The sequence below is a fragment of the Planctomicrobium aquicomposti genome (assembly GCF_051466325.1).
In the GTDB taxonomy this organism is placed as follows: Bacteria; Planctomycetota; Planctomycetia; order Planctomycetales; family Planctomycetaceae; genus Planctomicrobium.
Map to the genome: position 1 here is coordinate 3359878 of NZ_CP195792.1, position 20937 is coordinate 3380814.

Consider the following 20937-nt stretch of genomic DNA (forward strand, 5'->3'; position numbering starts at 1 on the left):
GCGCTTCGCACGCCCCGAGAACTGACAAGAGCAACCGGCTCTAACGGGTGGTTGGGGCTGCATCAGCCTGTTGGGCTGTCGACGACGCCGATGGGGCGACGTCGTCATCATCCGGAACCAGAGTGACCCGGCCATCAGACCCCAGACGACATGCTGCCTGTTGGCCCAGCGGCAGCGTCTGAAGTTTGGAAACGGCGGGCGACTGCTGACGCCACATCAAAGGGTAAGGGACATGAAACTCGTGTTGGCGATTGGGGGCCAGCGTGTGCGATTCCCATCGGGAAAACGGTCCGCGGACCTCGTACGTCAGTGTCTCGTTGGTGTCGTTGGTGATCAGGATTCCGGGAACCTGACCCCGCAATGTGAGCATTTGCCGCTGCCGGACAAAGTCCTCCAGCCGCAAGGGCATCCCAATCAGATCCACGTCCTTCAGCGGCAACTGCAAGCCACCCGTTCGGAGATGGGCCGCCTCAATCGCATCCACAAATGCGGTCTTCAGAGTTTCCAAATGCAGAGCCGGATCAACTGGCACATAGCCTTCGGCGAATCGTCCATCGACCCGAATCTGCAGGCTGGTCAAATCCAGCAGCTGCAGTGATCGGCCTGCGAAACCGGGCTTCTGCAGGTTGAACCCGTGCTCACGCTTGAGCCAGAGCTCGAAGTGAGCGACGTCCTGCCAATGGGTCTCATTGGACTCACGGGCAGTCACCGTCATCTGCAATCGGGGGATGGTGAGCGAGAATCCGGCCGGGTACGAGTCGGCCAGAATCGGAGGCAGGTCGCTGATCCCGATTGGTTCCAGCAGGACGAACTTGTAGTTCGTCTGCAGCTCGGGACCAAACCGCTTCAGGTCCGGCACAATGTATTCGAGGAACTGACGATCACGCAGTGCAGCCAGTTCCGGAGTACCGAGATCAACCGCATGAATGCAGTTCACGCGTCCGCGAACGATCAGTTCCGTCCAGGCCGTAATCAACTGTTCCGAAATCGCGACTTCGGCACCCGCTTCCGGACGAGGCTGTTTTTCAGGAAGTGTGGACGTGTAATAACGGATTCGGTGCGGCCCTTCAGGCTGCCCCAGAACTCCCATCGCCGCTCCCATCACCAGCGTCAGTCCCTGTTCCGTGACGGTCACTTCTTCCGGCCAGAATTTCAGGCGGGGTTGAATCACCGGCAGGGCGACTTCGCCAATACGGATCGGCTGGCTCAACTTGGCATTGAGGTCGGCCACCATCTTGGGGAGCTGGCTGCTGACGCTGGAACGAACCTGTTGTTCGATTTCGTGCTTCTTGGAGTAAACACCGTCCACGATCCCGTTGGAGACCGACCGGTTCAGCAGCGGCATTCCCCGCACCCGGGCATCGTTGGGTTCGGTGACGTACCAGTTATTGTCCGGAATCTGGAAACCAACTCCGAGCAGATCCAGACGGAACTGACGATTCTCAACGCGGGGCCGAACGACAATATTCAACCAGACGGGAGCACGGTGCCCGATCACGATGTGCATCGGCCCAGCAGAAGCCGAAAACAGCAGGCGGCCGTTGATCTGCGAATTGGAGACGGTCATCGTCACATTGCGCAGCCCAAGCTGCAGCTGCAGACGGTTGTCGGACAGCGGTGTGATCAACGCCCGTTCGAGCTGACCACGGTAATGCATTCCCGTCATGGAGATGTCGAACGTACTCAGCCCGACCTGTCTCGACTCATGCACATTGGGAACCCAGCCGGCCATTGGCTTCTCGGCCGCTTTCGGCGGAATTGCATAGGCCAGGGATTCGAGCATGTCGGTCCCCACCTGCAACCGCAGCGCCCCGGCGATTTCCGCACCGGTCACGAACGGCATCTCTTCTTCCAGTCCTTCCGAGTACCCGGCCGGGACCTTCCACTCCAGGTTGAGGTTGGGCTCTTTGGAGGGGTCTAGAATCCACGACTGCAGCGCGGGCTGCGTGAATGTCAGGCCGCTGTTGGCGTGAGATTTGATGGTAATTTCGCTGAGGTAGGCCCGTCCACCCGCCTTGTTCACGGCATCGACCATATTCCGGGCGATGTCGATGGAGATCAACGGGTCCCCCTGGGCATGAAAGGCCCAGATCGGAACGTTAGCCAGCTTGGGAGCGTCTTCGATATTGGCAAAGGCATCGGCTGGCACGAGTGCGGCCCAGCGGTCGGCGGTCCGGGCACCGATGGCCCAGACACCGGTCCCCCCCATCGAGGCTCCCATCAGGATTTCCCGACGGCGGTCGACGCTGTACTCCTTTTCGACTTCATCGAGAATCCGGAGTGCCCGATCGGCATCCTCAGGATCATCGGTCCAGCCTCCCAGCAGACGGCTGTCGAGTTGTTCGCACTGCGGAAAGACCGCCAGATAAGGAGACGAATTCATCCGCAGCTTGATCGCGGGAGCCAGCCCCGACACCAGTTGGGCCCGACCATCTTTCCCACGGCTCTGCGCTCCATGCAGATAGAGCACCGTCGGCCATTTTTTGGAGGGGGTATAGCCCACGGGGACAAACACAACGTATTTGTGTTCCCCCTTCTCGTCACGATACGTGCGATTGACGAACTGACCGTTCGCAGTGCCGGCGGCATTCCCGCGCCAACCCCGAAACGACTGTCCCCACGCACTCCCGGTGCCAACCAAGGTCAGTGTCAGCAGACAGACAAGCTGACATTCCCAAGACCTCGGCCTGAACCTCATGTTCATGTCCCTTATGTATCGAAGCGTGCCCCGCTCTGATCGTTCCAACTGCACTGGCCCGCTGCGTGCGGAGACCGTTTCACAACGATTGCACTCAGCTCGCTACATGTATCGGCCGTCGCAGAGCCGCTGGGATTGGAGACCGAGACTGAACCGCAGATTCGGGGAAGGGTCGCTGTCTCAATCGGAATTGCCGTCATAACCGGCCAAGGGCGTTCACCCGGCTCCAACGACGGGTCACCGGCATTCGAGCGCACGGGCCGAATCTCGCGCAGCTTCTGCCGGTGGAACAGAACGGAATGCCCCTTCCGCTCCTCTGCTGGAGGCAAGAGGTCAAGCACCGACGAGGCCGATCGATCAGGCAGCGGCCGAGGGTGAGTCGTCGCCGGTCAGCGACATGGAATCCAGAGGGGCCTGCCATTGAATGTGGCCAGGCAGTGGCAACGGATCCGACAGCGGCAGCAGGAACGTCTGCCCCTCGTTCGACTGGAAGCCTGTCCGCTGTAGGAACTCCGCGAGTGGCTGATTCCGTGGTCCGGCGACGAAAGGAGCGACAAGTTCACCCCCACCAGCCGAACGAACGACAGCGGAGATCCCGTGCAGGGTCGCTTCTTCAACGCCCCGGCCGAGAACCCGGCAACTCATGAGCAGCGTGTCGAGGAGGAAGCTCCCGGCGATCGTCCGTTCCAGAATGGCGGCACCGACGAGACCGTAGTTTCCGAACCGGTCTTCCGCCTCGACCGAGAAGATGTTGAACCGCGGTCCCAAGGCACTCAGCTCGGACAAGGTTCTACGTTTCAGCGACAGATTGAACTGGTTTGTCTTCTGTGTCAGCTGGGCGACCCGTGGCAGATCGAGCTCGGTCGCTCTCCGCATCGTCACCCGCATCTGCAGCGAGTGCAGATAAGTCGTCAGGTCCGCCGCTTCCCCTTGCAATTCTTTACGCTGCTGTTCCTGTTGAATCATCAGCGTGCGTGCGCGGTCCTCGGCGGTCAGCTGCGCCGAGTCAAACCGCCAGAGTCGGGAGAGAACCGGAACGTATTGCGACGGCTCGACCGGGAGCGGGAAGACCGTGACCTCAGGCGCCCGGGCTTCCATTTCGAGACGATTCGCAACGTCGTCGTCGATGAACACAAACGCGTCCAGCCCCAGATTGAGTTCCTTCGCCAGCGCCTTCACGTTTTGCGATTTAGGCTCCCAGTTAATGCGAAATCCGGAGAAGTCCTCGCGTCGAAGCACCATCTCCGGGTGTTCATCAAAGACCTTCCAGACATCTTCCGGCTCATTGCGGCTGACCAGCACCAGCAGCTGACCGCGAGCTTTCAGCGATTTGATGTATTGCTGGAACATCCGGAAGCTGCGTCCGGGATGGTCACTCCCGAGCTGAATGCCCTGTAGACCATCTTCTGCGATGACGCCTCCCCAGAGCACACCATCGGCGTCCAGGGCAATCACTTTCGCAGAGGCAATGCGACGCTGACGCACCAGTCGTGCCAGACTGATTCCCAGTTCGCGATAGACGACCGCGGAATAAGGGGCGCGAGCAATGAGTTCCTGTTCCGTCTGCCGGGCATGTTCAAGGCCGATCGATTCCACAATCGCAGCGGCATCCCAGAGGGTGACCCCGGGAAGTTCACCAATGGCCCGGCTCCACTGCTCACGCAGGCGCGTGACTTCCATCGGGTCGAGTGCTACCAGACTCGACGTCGCCGGCGGGAGCGTACCGACGACCAGGGTGCCGTTGGCGGTGGAGGCAAACTTGCGGATGGTCTCCAGCAGGGTTTCTGCGGAACTCGCGCGATCTTCAGCCAGCAGATCTTCCGGCCGGGTCAGAATCACATTCAGCCCGGTCCGATTGCTGTGAAACAGGCTGCCGGAAGAGAGCAGCTCCTGCGTAATCTGATTGAACCCGGCGAATTCGACCAACACATTCAGCCCGAAGGCACGGCTCCACAATTTCAGGCTGCTGGCCAGCGGCTCAGCCGTGAAGGTGGAGGCGATGACCACCCGCAGTTCGTCACCCTGAAGCGGTGGCAGCGGGAACTGATTTTGCGCGAGGCTGCGGGTGACAAGTTCGTGATCGAACAGCGGCAGGAGTTCCGGATTCGCAGGGAGCTGCGTCGCGGCCGGGGCTTCGTTGAACGGACGCTGTAATCGACTCCGCAGCATCGAAACGATCCCCTGAATCGAGCGCAGGGTGAATGTCTCGGCAGCTCCCACTTCAATGTTGAACCGGGAATGGATTGCGGCGGCGATGCCGAGCTGGCTCAGTGAGTCCCAGGCGCTCAGGTCCTGAGTCGTCGCCTGAGAAGGAACCTGATCAAGACCGACGTTCAGCACACCGGCGACAAGTTCCCGGACAGCGATTTCGAGTTCAACCCCGTCCAGTCTGACCCGGTTCGAGGCGTGAGCGGCTGTGGCCGTGCGGTCAGACAGAGCAGGGGCCGACTCCCCGGAACGCATCCGCACGAACTTCGCAGGATTCCCTGCCCAGACCTGCCCCGGCGGAATCATCGTAAAGGGAGTAACGTTGCTCCCCGGCTCCAGCATCGCGTCATCGCCGATGCGAACCCCCAGTGCGATCCGGCAATCGGCTGCCACGGTCACCCGCTCACCAATCACGACCGGTTCCCGCACGAACAGCTGGCTGCCATCGGGTTGAACGGTGACGGCATGACAGGAGATATGTGTATGGGCACCGACAACAGAATCATCGCCGATTGTTGTGAGATCAGGATCCCAGAGCACTCCCCAGACATGCGCATGTCGGCCAATCGGATTGCGCGGGGCATAGCCGCGGAACATCAGCTGCTGCCAGAACGGCAACGTCTGCAGGACCGATGCCAGGGGGAGGGACTGCAGCAGCTGAGCCTTCAGATACAGCGACATCTGCGTCTGGAAGCGGGCGGTCTGGCGGGGACCTTCGGTTGTCTGGTACCGGGCAGGGGAGCGGTGGACCCAGCGATAATAGGGGAGGCCGATCAGGAATCCCCAGCCGAGAAAAAACACCAACCACGCGAAGTAAAAGACCGGCAGCAGTGCGATCACCCCCCAGACCGGCAGTGACGCCACGAGTCCCGTCGGGACTATCAGCGCAGCCAGTGTCACGGAAGCCAGCGTGGCATAGGTCAAGAGATAGGCGAGGGCCTGCAGCGTCTGGAACAGCGTGATCCGGTACGGCTGCGATTGAGGAGTCACTGGTTTCGCCTTCATCTCATGTCATGTCCAGAGTCCACCCGCCGTGCTCGGCCGATGATCTGGCTTGCCGCATTGATTCTCCCAGCAGCCCGGGGGAGCCGCTCCCGCGCACCAGAGACAGCGTCTGTTGAAGAGCGTTGACGGGGACAATCCCTCAGCCGCTGTTGCCCTTATTCCAGAACCAATCCCCTGCGAGCCACTTCTCAGCTCCTTGCCTCGCAAGGGGACTTCGATGCCGTCTCGCCCTTCTTTTGCCCTGGCGATGGAGCGTTCCGTTCGGCCAGAACAATTTGGTTGCCGATCTGCCCCCTCTCGCCAATCACTGCGACGCTGTCCATGAATGGAAATGCGCGCTCCGAGGGCGCCGGAGTCCGCAACCTGCAATAAGATCGGATGGCCGCCCGCCTGACTTCAGAAGATTACGGTGACAACGATTCGACCGGTGAGGCGAGAGACATCGCCGGGGACGAGCCAGCGTTGGAAGGAGTCTCCGCGTAAAATCCGATCGCTGGCGAAGCAATCGGATGACCCCCATTCTCCGCTTTTCGCATTGACGGGCTCGATTTCCCACCACTCCCCGTCCACAATTCATCCGCTGTTCCGGAAAGTCCGGAGTTCATCACCCTGACAGGTCGAACCGGCTCGCGACGCACTTCCGCATTTCGTTGCAGAAGACGCATTCCGGGAGTGAGCGACCACGAGTCATTCGCGCTCCATCGAGGGAATCGTGACCGAGATTCGACGCATCGCCATCACCGGCAGCTCCGGTTACTGCGGACGTGGACTGATCCATCTGCTGCGTGAAGTGGCGCCCGACATCGAGATTCTGGGGCTGGATCTTGCCCCCGCGGCTTCGGAGACTCCGGACCAGTTCCGTGCGCTCGATTCACGCGATTCCGGAATGCTGGGTGCAATGCGGGAGTTTGCTCCCGATACCGTGGTACATATGGCCTTCGTGATGAACCTGATTCACGACGACCGCAAAATGCACGATATTAATGTCAACGGCACCAGAAACGTGCTGGCCGCGGTCGCAGCGATTCAACCCGCGAGATTTCTGTGCTATTCCAGCATGACCGCCTTCGGCGCATGGCCGGACAATCCTGTTCCGATGGACGAGTCCTGGCCCCTCCGGGCCCGGTCCGATTTCCGTTATGCCGCCGACAAAACCGAACTGGAAGCAGACCTGGCGAAGTTCCGTGACGACCATCCGGAGATTCAGGTCTCCTGGGTCAGACCGGCCGTTGTCCTGGGGAAGCAGGTGAGCAACTACCTCAGTCGGTACATTCTTGACAGTAAACTGATCGCGTTGCCGGACGGGTATGATTGTCCGCTGCAGTTCGTCCACGAAGACGATGTGGCCCGCGCCACCTGGGAGATTCTGTCGCGCAACGGGGCGGGGCCGTTTAACGTCGGCCCGCCTGACTGGATCACGTGGGGCGAGGTCGGCCGACGACGAAAAGTCCCTGTCGTCAGGATCCCGCTCTGGCTGATCCGGGGAATGGCCACGATCTGGTGGACACTCCGGGTCCCGCCGCTCCTCTCCTGTATGGCCTGCCCGCCGGGACTGATGAATTTTATCCGTTACCCCTGGGTCGGCCGGGCGAGTCGACTGGAGCAGGAGTTCGGTTTCGAATTCCGGCACTCCTCTAGCGAGACCTTTCAGGAAGCCCTCGAGGCCTCCCTGAAACCCTCTCCCTCCATCACAACGCCGATAAACAAAAATTTGGACGATTGTCCGGCGCCCCGGTCTGCTCACCCGTTCTCCCCCGAAGGACCTCCTCAATGAAAGTTTTTGCGGGGAACGTGGCAACCGGCCGCAGGAGTCGCTAATCTGTGGATTCGGGGGGCTGAAAGGCTATCTCCCGCACGGTGGGGCCGTGTGAACCAGGTCAGGCGGGAAACCGAGCAGCCTTAAGCAGCGTGTTCTCAGGTGTGTTGGGAGGTAGCCTTTCAGCGTCTCGAAAGGGAGGAGAAATCTCCGCCCCGAACGCTGCCTGTTGCTTTCCGTGTGGGACTCTTCCCAACCGTTCCGAGACCGGGACTCTCTCCAACCGGCTTGGCTTCCGAAGGAACCAGAAGGCAATCCCCTTCGATCGTGGGGCGTCTGCACTGTTTTCCTGCAGCGGGCCGTGATTTATCACATCAGGTCTTCAGCAAATTTCGCCACTGGCGGAAAACATTCCCGGAATTCTGCCGAAATTTCCGGGCAAACTGGTATTCCCGTCACATTTTGCCGATGGAGCACAGGAGTCCGTTGTCTGGTTTGATCAATCCGACCGGTCCGCAAGGAGAAGGGGTCCGCTCTCCATCAAAGGGGAGGACGGGAGAGATAACAGCCCGGTTCGACGATGAACGGCCAGGTCGGGAACGGCCATGACTTTCAGCGGGCACTCCCCCCCAGACGGGTGCAGGGACAAACCTCGTCTCGACAGACTTGGCCCATTTGACTAGAAACCGCCCCGATTCCCGCCGTCAGAGATCCGGCGCGGGTCGATTTCGTCTCGGTCGGGCCTTGTCACTGACTCGTTTTTTCCTTTCCTGATCCGGCATTTCCCGCAAAATCACACACTCACCGCGAAAGACAACAGGATGTTGTCACCTGTCCAAGAGCATTTTGAATTTTGATTGCCCCGTCCTCGCCACGCGGATGTCAGCGTTTCACCCTACGAACCGCTTGCTGCGCGGGCACCGGAAAGAGCAACCTGCTCTAGGCAGCCGATGGCACCGTAGAGGTCGCCCATGAACAGATTCATGAGAGTCTCGGTCTCCTGCCTTCTGCTGAGCGCTGGCTGCGCTTCGGCAGATCGGATGGCGTCGCGCACGGATGCTCTCCAGAAGCAGGCGACCAGAGACCTCGCGGATGCCGGCCTCCCACCCCCCAGCCAGGCAGGGAACGGGTCCGCCACGCCCGCCTCGCAGGAGTCGGTTGAACAATTGATTCGCAGCGGACAGAGCGAAGTTGCGTCCTGGTACCGCGATGAACAGCCCTCCCGACTCGCCGCCGCCCGGGCAAAATTCGAGGCCGCACTCCGGCAGCAGCCCTCGCAGGCGCGGGCTCACCACGGTTTGGCCATTGTCGCTGATCTGGAGAAGAACTATGCGGACGCAGAACGCCATTACCAAATGGCTTTGGCTCTGAATCCGCACGACAGCGATCTCCTCGGTGATCTGGGCTATTCCTATCTGCTGCAGAACCGCTTCGCGGAAAGCGAGCAGTATTCCTCCCGCGCCGTGCAGGCCAACCCCAAGAATCAGAAGGCGATCAAGCATCTGGGAGACGCCTACGCGCGACAGGGGAAGACCCAGCAGGCCGAAGAAACTTATGCGCGGGTCATGCCTGCCAACGAGATTCAGGCGGCTCTGGCTGAAAATGCCCCCGGCCCCGCCCCCATGCCGACAGCCAACACCCCCGCTTCGACCAAAGATCAGAAATCGCTGCTGGACCGGCTGCTGCCGAACCGGCAATCAGAAGAAGAGAAGTTTCTGGCGGAAGTTCAGAAGGCCCGTGAGCAGGAACGTCTGAACACGAATGCCCATCCCGCTCCTCCGGCGATGCCTCGTCGCGAACGTCGCCCCCAGGAAGACGTGCTGAAAGATCAGCTCGCAGCCATCGATCGCGAACCCTACCAGCAGGCACACGGCGGGGCGCTTCTGCTGGATGGTCAAACCGGCCAGATGACGCCGATTTCCGAGCAGGAGATCCCCCGCCACTGGGCCAATTCACACGGTGCGAATTCACACGGCGCCAATCCACAGTTTGCCAATCCTCCCGGGGCCCTGGTGGCACAGCCACAGCCAGCGGGGGGAGCACCGGCCCCCGCAGCACTGGCACATTTCGAATCCAGCTCACCTCGACCGGCACCGGTTGCTCCCGCCGTTTCGGAACAGCCTGCCCGTGGACCATTTTCCGAGCCGGCCCGTTCGGACTCTCCACTGCAGCAGCCTGCTCCCCCGGTTCGTCCCGTTCAACCCTGGACCGGAGTGGACCCCGCTTTGGCGACCACCCCCGCCGGCAGTCCGCCGATCACTCGAGTCGACCCCGCTTTCTACCAGGCGGGCAATGCCGATACGCCCCAGCGCCGCAGTCTGGTCCCGGCTGACCTGACGCCCCAGCAGAACGCCGCTCCCCTTTCGCAAGCCTCCGGCACGGGTCCTCTCTCCGGAGCAATGCCCCCCGCCAGCCCGGCACCGGCGGCAAATCGCGGCCCGGAGATCGACCAGTTCCAGGAAGCCAGCAAAGCCGCCGCCCGCATGGGAATGGGGATGGGCCCCGGCTCCATGTTTCCGGTTTTCAACAATCAGACAGCACCGATTCAGCAGCCCGGCACGAACTCCTTCGGCAACGGAAACCCTCTCCCGGAGCCTCAGCGCATGTTGCCGACCGACTTGCCTCCTCAGGACCTCCGGGGAGCCTTCCGGCCGGATCCTCCTCTCCTGCAGTCACCGTCTGAATGGCAAGGGGGCCGTATGCCTCCCGCCACCCGACCGATGTACTCGGTCGAACAGTTCGGCACAGCCTCCCGCTATGACACGCGGACCATTGAAAGCAGCGGTACCCCGCAGCCGATGTTCACCGATCCCGGCCTGAAGCGTTTCGAAGACGAACGCTGGGAGGCTGGACGGGTGCTGAACAACAGCTTCGAGCGCGTCTGGGCGCAGGCCCCCGTGAACTCTCCTGTCTCTCCCGCCTCGGGCTCACAGTATTCTCGTCCCGAGACTCCCGGTCTGAACTACACCCAGACCGAGAACGGTTCGACGCTGCATCCTCCGAGCTGGCCGTTTGCCCGTCAGGCAGAACAATTCGCCATGAACCCGAATGGGACATCTCAGGCGGGCCAGCCATTGACACCCGATCTGAATCCGATTTATCCGGCGAACGTCGTCGTCCCCGAACCGTATCGCCCGCAGGACCGTCCGCAACCGACAGCTCCGCAAGCCGCGACACCGGCAGCCGCGACACAGCCGCCACAGATGACGCAACAGATGCCCCAGCAGTCAGCGGCTCCCCAGTATCCGCGGCCGCAGATGCCGATTCAGCAGACCGCCGGAACCACAAACGCCGCTCCCGCGTCGCTCCCCTCCGACTACTCCGGCATGCCGATGATTCGCCCCGCCCCGCGGTAACGCAGCGTGGGTGGCGAATGGCTCTCAACATCGCGGCGGCATTTCGTCGGACATGCTGAGTTTTTTGACAGTGGGCGTCTGTGTCACCCCGCTCCCACCAACGGCAGAGAGTCGCATCTTCTGGCTGAAGGACCGTTCCAGCATAAGAATTCACAACCGGCAAGATGGTCTTGACGAAACTCCTAAAGATCTAGTATTTCAATCACCTGCCGCAGCGGCCTCCGACAGGTGCGCCACGCGAAGAGCCCAAAGCCTTCATATTTTTGATTGCCCGTTTCCGCTCATCGGAAGTGCGGCCTTCGTCCCACAGGTCGCGAGCACTGGAAAATGCGACCTGCTCAAGTCGCTGGACAAGGATTTCCTCAACGCGATGCACCGAGCTCCACGACAACCGCCATGGAACCGCCGCTCCGGGCTGACCATTCTGGAATTGCTGGTGACCAGCAGCGTCATCTCGCTGCTCACTGCGCTGCTCCTTCCCAGTGTGATGTCCGCACGCGAAGCGGCACGTCGACTCGAATGTACCAATCACCTCAGGCAGTTGGGGCTGGCTCTTCACAACTATCACGATCTTCAGTCCAGCCTGCCGGCCGCGTGGCAAGATGATGCCTCCGGCTCCGCGTACGGTTGGGGCGTCCCCTTGCTCCCCTACCTGGATCAACAGCCGCTGTTCACCGCCATCGACCGTCGGCTCACGTTCAGCGATCCGCAGCACGGGCCTGTACACAGCCTTGGCCTGCCGCTGTTTCGATGCCCTTCGGATGTTTCTCCCGCAACGTTCGAACTCTTCGAAGCAGGGGCTGACACTCCGTTCCTGACACTCGCCAGCGCGAATTATCTGGGGGTTTATGGCAACACCGAACCCGATGAAGTGCATCCTGTCCCGGCAGGGGAGGGGACATTTATCAATCAACGACCGATCCGGTTTTCAGAGATTTCCCGCGGGCTGAGCGAGACGCTCTTCCTCGGTGAACGATCCGCGTCGATGTTTTCCGTTTCCTGGCTGGGCTTTGACAGCCGTGATGAAGATGCCGAATGCCGCGTTGTCGGGAACGCCAGTGAGGGACCGAATTGCACGCGCTGCGATGAATGTGAATTCAGCAGCCGGCATCCAGGCGTCAGCCAGTTTCTGTTCGGAGATGGACACGTCAAAGGCTTATCCGACTCGATTGATCAGACGATCTATCGCCAACTGGCACGACGGCATGAGTGAAGATCGGATTCCAAGACTCGTTTCGACAATCATCCTGAATCGTAAGACGACAGCGGACGGGCCAATCAGAGTCCAGAGACCTTGAACGGAACGCTTTGCATCCACAAGGTGACTGACGGCGACGTAGCTGTAAAAAGTTGGAGGCCAAGGCATGGTGGCATTAACCAAAGGCGAACTGGAAATCATGGACGTGATCTGGAATCGCGGTCAGTCCACAGTGCAGGAGGTCTGTGATGCCTTAGAACGTCCCTTGGCCTACACAACGGTCATGACCGTCCTGAAGACTCTTGAGCTCAAACGGGGAGCCGTCAGAAAAGTCAAAGTCGGCCGCGCCTTCGTTTACGAGTCTGTGGTCTCCCGCGATGAAGTCTCCCAGACAATGCTCGGACAACTGAAGCAGCACCTGTCCAGAAGATCGGTCAAATCATTTGTCCTCAGCCTGATTCAGGATGACCACATCTCACGGTCCGATCTGGCCGAGATCAAAAACGCCATCGCCCGACTGGAAGGTGAGAAATGACTCCGATCCAGTTTCTGGAGGTCGTGGTCTCGATCTCGCTGCAGGCGACGCTTGTGGTGTGTGGCACCCACTGGTGCTGCCGGTTTGTGACGGCTCCACGGCTGCAGTGCCGACTGTGGAACGCATGCCACCTGCTGCTGTTGCTGGTGGCCCTGTGCGGAGTCCTTTTCCCGCATCTGCGTCCGGGCCAATTCTGGCCACAATTCCCGGTTCAGTCTCTGGAACAGGTCGTCATCACCCAGACCATCGTCGGACGCGCGGCCTTCGTCATCTGGCTGGCGGGCGCTGGAATCTCCGTGTTGTTACTCGCTTACGAATGGCAACGAGTCTTTCGATTTCTGAGGTCCTGCCGCATTGCCAGTCCGCGGGAAGTTTCATTGATCTGGCCGACGGGACAGGATGGAACAGCTGCCCCACAGCCAACACAAAAACGACCAGTCCAGCTGCTAGTGAGCCCGCATCTAGGGAGCCCATTCTGCTGTCAATGGCATGAGCCCCAGCTGGTGATTCCCGAGTTCCTCCTTGAACGGGACCAGAAAGAAATTCAGATCGTCGTTCGTCACGAACTGGAACATCTGGGAAGTGGTCACCCTCTGCAGCTGTTTATCGAACGACTTGTGGCCACGCTCTTCTGGTTCCATCCAGCGATCTGGTGGGCCGCCCAACAGTCGTCACTCACCCGCGAGTTTGCCTGCGATGACGCCGCAGTCGCTGCTGACCGTCAGGAGATTGTCAATTACCTGAAGGTGCTCGTCGCGCTCGCGGAACGTGGCCTCACGGAAGAAACCGAAGGTGCTGCCCTCTTCTTTGGTCGAGGCGCCAGCGTCATCGCGCTGAGAGGCCGGAGGCTGGTGAACCGGGTCAACTCCCCCACACCCGAACCGAATGAAAAGCCGACCGCATGGGGCTACCTGGCGCTGGCAACATGCGCCGTTGCCGCCTGGCTGATCTGGATTCCTGTCGATGGTCTCGCCTCGACCCGTTCTCACTGGTCGCCGTGGCCACGCTGGTCCGCCGGGGTATTGCACGTCCTTGAAATCCCGGCTCGGGACTTCGAACCCTATGAGGTTCGGACCCGCCTGTACGAGCTTTCCACCCGCACGCACACCGATGTGCAACGGCCTGCGAATTCCCCCTAGTCTCCCCGACTCTTTCACACCACGAACAACTAGTTTTCTAGTAATTCACCCCGCGAAAGGATTCGTCATGACCCTCCGTCGTCACTTTGAAACCAGCGGAAGCTGGCTCTTCCGCTGGCGCAGCTATCTGCCGTTTCTATTTGTTCCGATGATCTTCCCCGCCGTGTCGACCATGCATCATCCAGTCATTGGTGAATCGTGGCAGAATTGCTGGGAGGTCGGCTGCTTTGGAATTTCGCTCAGCGGGTTGCTGCTCCGATGTTTTGTCGGCGCCCATGCGGCTCCCAAAACATCCGGCAGGAACACCTCCGCACAGGTTGCGGATTCCTTGAACACGACCGGAATCTATTCCGTCGTTCGTCATCCCCTCTATCTGGGGAACTTCATGATCTGGCTGGGGATTACCCTGTTCTGTTTTGTCCCCTGGTTGATACTCATCTTCGTGCTGGTCTACTGGCTCTATTACGAGCGGATTATGTTCGCCGAAGAAGCCTTTCTCGACCGCAAGTTTGGCGACCAGTTTACGGTCTGGGCCGAAGAGACCCCTGCGTTCATTCCCCGGTTTGCGAACTGGACGTCCCCCTCACAGCCGTTCTCGCTGAAAGCCGTCCTGCGCAGAGAATACACCGGCCTGCTGGGGCTCGGCATCGCGTTCGCCGCACTGGATCAGTTCGAACATCTGATCTGGACAGGTCAACTCTCACGGGAGCTGCACTGGATTCTGATCTGCCTGACCTCGTTGCTGATCTATCTCACCTTGAGAACACTCAAGAAGAAGACCCGACTGCTCGAGACGCCGCACCACAGATCGCCTCTGGAAGTAACAGAACTGATGCAGCCCGCCCAGTGAATTCCGACCAACTTGACACCGCGTCCTGCTGTGCGGGCCACTTCGGATGGACGGCATCCTGCTGTGGATCACTCGGTCGGGCGGGCTCAGCGAATCTGCCGAGCGGCTCCCGCAGACCCAAGCCAGGCACTCACTCCGAGCAACTTCGGCAGGGCTCAGCGCGCGTCGGGGGGACAGAGCTTCGGGAAGATCCCCTGCCTGCCGAGCATTACGACTTTTGAGGGCCTCATTCCCGCCAGCCGGATGTCAGCATTTCACCAGACGAAACTCTGACCGTGCGGGAACGGGAAAGAGCAACCTGCTCTAGCGAATCCGCTTCATCCGCGTCACCTGCGGATAGAAGGGAATCGTATAGCGGGGATAGTCGTTCAGCTTTGTTTGACGGCCGGTGTGATCCTGCTCGTAGTTGGAAAGGACAGAGAACCCTTTGCCGTCATTCATGAACGGCACACCGTGCGGCCAATAGATCCAGAAGGCTTTGCCAACCAGGTACTTGCGAGGCACGGTGTCGATGTCTTCTTCCCACAACCGGCTGTCTTTGCTCTGCGGGCTGTTATCGCCGAGGGCCAGGAAGTGATCGGGCTCCACAGTAATCGTCCGCTGGGCAAGATTGTCAGCGTACTTCTGATAGAGATCGGCCCATTGTTCCGGGTCGGTCATGAGGCGGGCCAACTGAGCCTGCAGATGTGTCAAATCATCGTTACGACGGTCCCGCTCCGGATAGGCAGTGCGATAGTAAATATCCCGCTTCAGTTCCAGATGGGAAACCGTTGCCGCCAGTCCCTGCACTCCGATCCCGACGGGCGAAAGATCATCCGTGGTGGGGAAGGGGACTTCCGTGCCTGCGATGTCCAGATTGGCTCCGTCGCCGAAGTCAGCCAGGGAGCCATCCACCCACAGGCAAAGACGATCGTCGACGTTTGCAAACGTGATGTGATAATTCCCCGCCCCTTTGAATGAGGTCTGGGCGGTCCCCAGCTCACGGACCCGAAAGTTCATCTGGGTATTGATCTCTTCCAGAACCGCCTTGCCGGAGTGAGCCTGCAAACGGCAGCGATACCAGGCGGTCCCTTCCCGCAGTTCGACGACCAGTTCCCCCTGTTCCTTGACGGAAGCCACCTTCACATCGAAGTCGATCGTCAGGTCCGGAACCCAGAAGGGGCCGAAGTCCACGATCTCGTCGACGCGGGCGCCTCCCGGTAACTGCTGCAGCGCTGCGTTGTATCCGCAATAGTCCCCAATCAGCCGCGGTCGCGGTTGCAGGCGTGTCCCTTTCGCGAGCGCGTTCCAGTCGCTCGGCATCGGGAAATAGTGCCGGTACCGGAGCCAGGCAGGGCTATCCCCGACGGGATTGTCGATGGAAAACGTGCGTGCCTCGGAGTCCGCTTTCCAGCCGGCCGCTGCATCTTCCGGAGCAAACCGCTCCGGCCAGCCCGCCTCCAGCAGCTGCTTGGGAGCATGGTCATGCTGGTAGACGGGGATCTGCAGCAGGTTCTGCTTCTTAGGGCTCTTGCGGAGAATCTTCTCGGTCCCGTCGTTCAGCTGATACAGGTTGCCGTTGCGAATCCGGATGACGTCTCCCGGCAGTCCGACCAGACGCTTGATGTAGTTCGTCTCAGGCTCTTCGGGAAACTTGAAAACGAAAACGTCCCAGCGATCGGGCTCGCCGAATTCGTAGGGATATTTATTCACGAGAATCCGGTCGCCGTTGAACGCCAGATCGTTGAACAGCTGCGTATTGTTGAATCCGCAATTCGGACAGATGGCACTGTGCAGTCGCGAATGAGGTGACAGCAGTCCCGTTCGAGGATTCACCTCGTGACTGGCCCCCACGACAATCCGGCTGCCGCACTGGGTGCATTCCGAATCTTTGTGCCGACCATAAAGCGTCGGCGCCATGGAGCCCGTAGGGATCACGAAAGCTTCCGCCTCAAACGTCCGGAAGAGGAAGGCCAGCACAAACGCGAACAGAATCGCTTCGATCGAATCCCGCATGGATTCTTTCTGACGCGGTTTGGCCGGAGCGGTTTTGGACGACTCGGCCGCCGTTGCATCCTTGGGCGTGGCTGTGGCAGCAGTCGACTTCTCTTCAGCTTGTGACATCGATACGTTTCCGGGCTTTGGCAGTGCGGGCTGTCCACTGTGGGACAGGAATGCCAATCATAGGCGCAAAGCGTCCGTGGCTCCAATCCAACGGCCATGGCTGGGGAGTCCCCCTGTCTGCCTCGCCCGTTTCTGAACGTCGCTGCAAGTTCTGGCGGCTCTCTCTCTTGCGCATCAAAGAGGCGGTCCCGAGTGGAAACGACTTCTCGCCAACTTCCAGACCTGCACCGGCGCGGAGACCTGGGAATCAGTTGGCTCCGATGCTGACTGTGACCGCTTCCCGTTTCTTGAGCGCGGCTTTCAGAGCCGCCAGAGCCTGATCGACCTCGGAAAGATGAACGGCTGTCATGGAGCGGACATCCACACCTTCCGTCCGCCACCGCTCCAGTTGGCGGTTCACCGAATCGATTCGAGCCGACTCGGCCGGATGGACCTGGTTCCAGATCTCTTGCAGCCCTTCTGTCGAGATCCCTTTCCGTTCTTTCGAAAAGTACGACTGCCGCAGGGCGATGGCCGCTTCGCACAGGGGGGCATCTTTCCCCTTCAATTCGGAGGCGATCTTCTCCAGACTGACCCAGCAGGGGACCGCAGTCGCGAACTTCGGGTCACCGAGTCCCACCCACATGGTCGTCAGCCGGGGATCTTCTCCGGGCCGCACTCCCTGAAACACCGCATAGGAGACCGTTGAGGACCGGCTGATCGTATGTTCGGTATTAATGAACTCCGGCAGGGGTCCTTCGGCCCCATTGACGGAGCCGCAAAACGCCTGCCCCTCGCTGTCCGCCAGATCCCGGCTGCACTGCTGCAGCAGATATCGGGAATCAATGCTGCGTTCGGGGACGGCCGCGATCAGGGTCCGCGCCCTCAGAAAGCGGTCGCCCGAATAAATTTTTCCGGCTCCCTGCGTGGGGAGGGGCCCATCCTGCAGTTCTGTTGCGGTCATCGAGAAATTGGAGCGGACCAGATAGCCGTTCGGGGCGACTTTGGGATCATTGGCATCGAACATCACGTGGCTGCGGGGACCGGCTTCGAACAGCACCGCTCCCCCCTCGGCATCGATCACCCCAAAATTACCGACGGTCGATCGCCCCGTCGCATCGGTCTGTTCCAGCAAGGCCTTCACTTCGGCGACATTTCTGCAAGTCTTCAGGGCGAGGAGCATGAACTCGCCGTTGTCGGGACCGTTCTTCTTCTGCCCGGTCCCCAGATCCTTACTGAGTGAATTCTCGATGCACATTCCGGCTTCGTTCACCCCCATCCAGACTGAGGACGGGTTTCCGGCAGTGACCACCGCGAGCACCTGATACGTCCCCCCTTTGATCAGCACCACTTCGTTGTGAATCGCGTTGGGGAGATCGCGGTTTTTCCAGAGCAGGGGCCGGCCGTCGACGGTGGCTGCACCGCTGATGACCGCCGTTGTGCAGCATTCGCCGACTCGGGAGGACTGCAGCAGACAAGCGATGAGCAGGGTGAACCGGACCGCAGCGTCAACGAGCTTCATGGCGTTCTCATTCTCTTTTCGAGACCGGAGATTCTCTACAACCCGGGAGGCACCGTCAGTTGCCCATCATTCCCGCCGCCGTCTGCAAAATCAACCCCGGCTCCCGCCGCAGGCAAGGCCGACCGGCGACGAGTCCACCCGCTTACAGCGACTCCAGGAACTCCGTCATTTCCCCCAGGGCATGCGAGTCCCCCACCCGGCGGGCCACCTCGACGCCGTTTTCCAGCACGCGGCGGGCGTCGTCGATCTCCCCGCGTGCCGCCAGCGCCTGACCAAACTGGAAATGCGCCGGAACGTAATTCGGATCCAGTTCCAGCGTCTTTCTGAAGGCCTCGCGGATCTGGGTCAGATCTCCCCCCTTTGCCAGTTCCATGGCATAGGTGTAATTCAGGAAGACGTCATTGGGCGTGTCGGCCAGCAGCGTGCGGATCTTGTCGAGACGGGACATGGCGGAGTGGCAAGCCTCTAGAGAACGGATGATTTACCGGCAGGAATCACCGCAGCATTTCGTTGCGGTGAACTGCATCATAGGGGATTCGAACTGCTGAGTTCTACAAAGTTTGCATCCAAAACAGACCGTTCAGCCGCATCGCAGGCGTGAGACGGTTGCACTCTGAAATGAAATGTGTGTGGCAGGCAGGATTTCGGGAATTCGCCCGCATCCAATCCCGAGCCTTTACCTATCTCCACAGGTATCGATTAGGCAAGGTTTGCGCGGTGGTGAAGGGCATTTCAAGCGCTGGTTCGGAGAGTTCCGATGTTGGGGGCTGTATAGCAGAACGGACTGCGCTCCCGGTTGGCGGACGGACGTCGCCACTGTTGACTTGGCTCATCCAGGAACAGGCCTGCAGATGTCGAAGCGTTTCTGCCAAGCCGGATTGTGCATGGCCTTACTCATCGCCATAGCACCGATTTCGGCAGCAGGGGAAGAGTCCCCCAAAAACTCGTCCTCCATGCGAGATTCCCAGCGGACGCAAATCGTCGCTCAGGCGATGCGTTCGTCGGTGAACATCCATACCGAAAAGCGGCAAAAGTCCATGGACGTGGTTTTCTCCACGGGCAAGGCCGCCAAGATCAACGGGATGGGGACCGGCATCGTCATTGACGAACGGGGCTATATCGTCACCAACTTCCACGTCGTTCAGGACGTGGAACGACTGCGTGTCACCACCTTTGCCGGGATGGAATATGAAGCCCGGACGATCGAAGTGGACAGCCGGGAAGACCTGGCGATCATCAAGATCGAACCTCGCGAACCGCTGACGGTCGCCAAGTTCGGCACCTCATCCGACCTGATGCTCGGCGAAGATGTGATTGCCATCGGCAATGCCTATGGCTACGAATCGACCGTCACCCGCGGCATCATCAGCCACCGCTCCCGTGACGTGGAAGTCAACGAAGAGCAGTCTTACCGGAATCTGATTCAGATCGACGCAGCCATTAACCCCGGCAATAGCGGCGGTCCGCTGATCAACGCTGATGGCGAAGTGATCGGAATCAACGTGGCCATCCGCGCAGGCGCACAGCGGATCGGTTTCGCGATCCCGATCGACAGTGCCCGCAAGATTATGGCCCGCCTGATGAATATCGAGCGGCATAACAATACCTATCACGGGATCGCCACAAACGACGTCAAAATGGCCCGCGAACGGAAGCTGGTGGTGCAGGCCCTGCGGAACGATTCCCCCGCTCTGGCTGCTGGCTTGAAGGAGGGGGATGTCATCCTCCGTTCCGGAGCCGTGACCGTCGTCGATGCTGCCGACTTCGAACGTTCGCTCTTTGGAAAGATGGCGGGAACTGACATCCCGCTCCTGATCCGACGCGGAGGCGAAGAACTCAGCCTGTCATTGCGGCTCACCCAATTAAACCCCACCCGGCAGCAACCGGGGCAGCACACGCTCCCCTCGCCATCCAACACGACCTTCGTGTCGCAGGTGACGCCGCCCCAGGACAAGGCCTGGGACGTGCTGGGCCTGAAACTGGTGAAACTGAACGAAAAACTTCCCCCGGGCCTGGACTATGAAGGGGGCATGAAAGTCGTCAGCGTCCGCCCCCAAAGCCTCGCCGAGACAAATGGCATCCGGGAAGGGGATATTCTGGTCGGCCTGCATATCTGGGCGACGGTCAGTGAAGAAAACGTCCAGTGGGTGCTAAGCAATCCGCAGCTCCCCTCTTACTCGCCGCTGAAGTTCTACATCGTGCGGGACGGCGACCGGATGTACGGTCACTTCCACGCCACCGCGACCGCTTCACGTTGATCGAAAAGCGATGCCTGAGGGTCCGCACCGCCAGACGATTAGGGGGTGCGGTGTCCCGAACTCCCAGAACAGCGGGCCTGTCGAGGGACTGATGTCCGGACTGCCTCCTTCTCGACAGAACGCCTTCTCGACAGAAGTTGCCAGATTCTTGTCGAGCGAGACACCTGCAGCGAGGAAACCGGATCACTCCCCTTCGTGATGCAGGTTGCCGGAAAGTCGACACAGGGAAATAATCAGAAGCGAGCAGCTGAACCCCGCAATTGCCCGCTTCTGCCGTGTGCACCCCCATGCTGAATCCTGAGAACTGCCGTGTTCTGATCGATCCTCCTG

The 20937-nt window shown here is 60.2% G+C and carries 12 protein-coding genes and 1 other RNA gene; 8 read left to right on the plus strand and 5 right to left on the minus strand.

The genetic code is table 11. The annotated features are described in order from the left end of the window. Window positions 1-40: 40 nt before the first annotated feature. Both SH664x_RS12930 and SH664x_RS12935 read right to left on the minus strand, forming a co-directional pair. Window positions 41-2698 (minus strand): hypothetical protein, encoded by a 2658-nt coding sequence (locus SH664x_RS12930; protein WP_437201535.1) that lies wholly within the window; start codon window positions 2696-2698, stop codon window positions 41-43. Between the two features lie 357 nt (window positions 2699-3055). Further along, entirely contained in the window at window positions 3056-5911 is a 2856-nt protein-coding gene (locus SH664x_RS12935; protein ID WP_437201537.1) for an HAD-IIIC family phosphatase, read from the minus strand. A 712-nt stretch (window positions 5912-6623) separates the two neighbouring features. Here SH664x_RS12935 and SH664x_RS12940 point away from each other — a divergent pair. The 7 genes from SH664x_RS12940 (at window position 6624) to SH664x_RS12970 (ending at window position 14745) form a co-directional block, all read left to right on the plus strand. Continuing rightward, window positions 6624-7685 (plus strand): NAD-dependent epimerase/dehydratase family protein, encoded by a 1062-nt coding sequence (locus SH664x_RS12940; protein ID WP_437201539.1) that lies wholly within the window; start codon window positions 6624-6626, stop codon window positions 7683-7685. Between the two features lie 67 nt (window positions 7686-7752). Beyond that, an RNA gene (gene ffs, locus SH664x_RS12945) (signal recognition particle sRNA small type) lies at window positions 7753-7850 on the plus strand. Between the two features lie 1172 nt (window positions 7851-9022). Next, entirely contained in the window at window positions 9023-11023 is a 2001-nt protein-coding gene (locus tag SH664x_RS12950) for a tetratricopeptide repeat protein (protein WP_437207227.1), read from the plus strand. A 370-nt stretch (window positions 11024-11393) separates the two neighbouring features. Further along, window positions 11394-12236, plus strand: a complete 843-nt coding sequence (locus SH664x_RS12955) for a DUF1559 family PulG-like putative transporter (RefSeq protein ID WP_437201541.1) — start codon at window positions 11394-11396, stop codon at window positions 12234-12236. 151 nt (window positions 12237-12387) lie between these two features. Further along, window positions 12388-12756 carry a BlaI/MecI/CopY family transcriptional regulator gene (locus tag SH664x_RS12960; RefSeq protein WP_437201543.1) on the plus strand — a complete coding sequence of 123 codons (369 nt, stop codon included), beginning with the start codon at window positions 12388-12390 and terminating at the stop codon, window positions 12754-12756. Beyond that, on the plus strand, window positions 12753-13895 hold the full coding sequence (locus SH664x_RS12965; protein ID WP_437201545.1) for a M56 family metallopeptidase: 1143 nt from the start codon (window positions 12753-12755) through the stop codon (window positions 13893-13895). Before SH664x_RS12960 ends, SH664x_RS12965 begins: the two co-directional genes overlap by 4 nt. Window positions 13896-13962: 67 nt before the next feature. Further along, window positions 13963-14745 carry a methyltransferase gene (locus SH664x_RS12970; protein WP_437201547.1) on the plus strand — a complete coding sequence of 261 codons (783 nt, stop codon included), beginning with the start codon at window positions 13963-13965 and terminating at the stop codon, window positions 14743-14745. 303 nt (window positions 14746-15048) lie between these two features. Here SH664x_RS12970 and lepB read toward each other — a convergent pair whose 3' ends face one another. The 3 genes from lepB to SH664x_RS12985 form a co-directional block, all read right to left on the minus strand. After that, a complete protein-coding gene (gene lepB, locus SH664x_RS12975) occupies window positions 15049-16848 on the minus strand; it encodes a signal peptidase I (RefSeq protein ID WP_437201548.1) in 1800 nt (599 codons plus the stop codon). A gap of 247 nt (window positions 16849-17095) precedes the next feature. Further along, window positions 17096-18349 carry a peptidase C45 gene (locus SH664x_RS12980; protein ID WP_437201550.1) on the minus strand — a complete coding sequence of 418 codons (1254 nt, stop codon included), beginning with the start codon at window positions 18347-18349 and terminating at the stop codon, window positions 17096-17098. Window positions 18350-18491: 142 nt separating this feature from the next. Beyond that, the gene (locus SH664x_RS12985) at window positions 18492-18797 is read right to left on the minus strand and encodes a tetratricopeptide repeat protein (RefSeq protein WP_437201552.1); all 306 of its coding nucleotides are present in this window, start codon (window positions 18795-18797) and stop codon (window positions 18492-18494) included. A 436-nt stretch (window positions 18798-19233) separates the two neighbouring features. Between SH664x_RS12985 and SH664x_RS12990 the strand changes: the two genes are divergently transcribed. Further along, window positions 19234-20607: a S1C family serine protease gene (locus SH664x_RS12990; protein ID WP_437201554.1), complete on the plus strand. Its 1374-nt coding sequence runs from the start codon at window positions 19234-19236 to the stop codon at window positions 20605-20607. Window positions 20608-20937 lie beyond the last annotated feature (330 nt).

Coding starts and splice junctions, on each gene's coding strand:
- SH664x_RS12970 (WP_437201547.1), top strand. CDS start 13,963: ATGACCCTCCGTCGTCACTTTGAAACCAGCGGAAGCTGGCTCTTCCGC.
- SH664x_RS12950 (WP_437207227.1), top strand. CDS start 9,023: ATGGCTTTGGCTCTGAATCCGCACGACAGCGATCTCCTCGGTGATCTG.
- SH664x_RS12955 (WP_437201541.1), top strand. CDS start 11,394: ATGCACCGAGCTCCACGACAACCGCCATGGAACCGCCGCTCCGGGCTG.
- SH664x_RS12935 (WP_437201537.1), bottom strand. CDS start 5,911: ATGAAGGCGAAACCAGTGACTCCTCAATCGCAGCCGTACCGGATCACG.
- SH664x_RS12930 (WP_437201535.1), bottom strand. CDS start 2,698: ATGAGGTTCAGGCCGAGGTCTTGGGAATGTCAGCTTGTCTGTCTGCTG.
- SH664x_RS12980 (WP_437201550.1), bottom strand. CDS start 18,349: ATGAAGCTCGTTGACGCTGCGGTCCGGTTCACCCTGCTCATCGCTTGT.
- SH664x_RS12965 (WP_437201545.1), top strand. CDS start 12,753: ATGACTCCGATCCAGTTTCTGGAGGTCGTGGTCTCGATCTCGCTGCAG.
- SH664x_RS12985 (WP_437201552.1), bottom strand. CDS start 18,797: ATGTCCCGTCTCGACAAGATCCGCACGCTGCTGGCCGACACGCCCAAT.
- lepB (WP_437201548.1), bottom strand. CDS start 16,848: ATGTCACAAGCTGAAGAGAAGTCGACTGCTGCCACAGCCACGCCCAAG.
- SH664x_RS12960 (WP_437201543.1), top strand. CDS start 12,388: ATGGTGGCATTAACCAAAGGCGAACTGGAAATCATGGACGTGATCTGG.
- SH664x_RS12990 (WP_437201554.1), top strand. CDS start 19,234: ATGGCCTTACTCATCGCCATAGCACCGATTTCGGCAGCAGGGGAAGAG.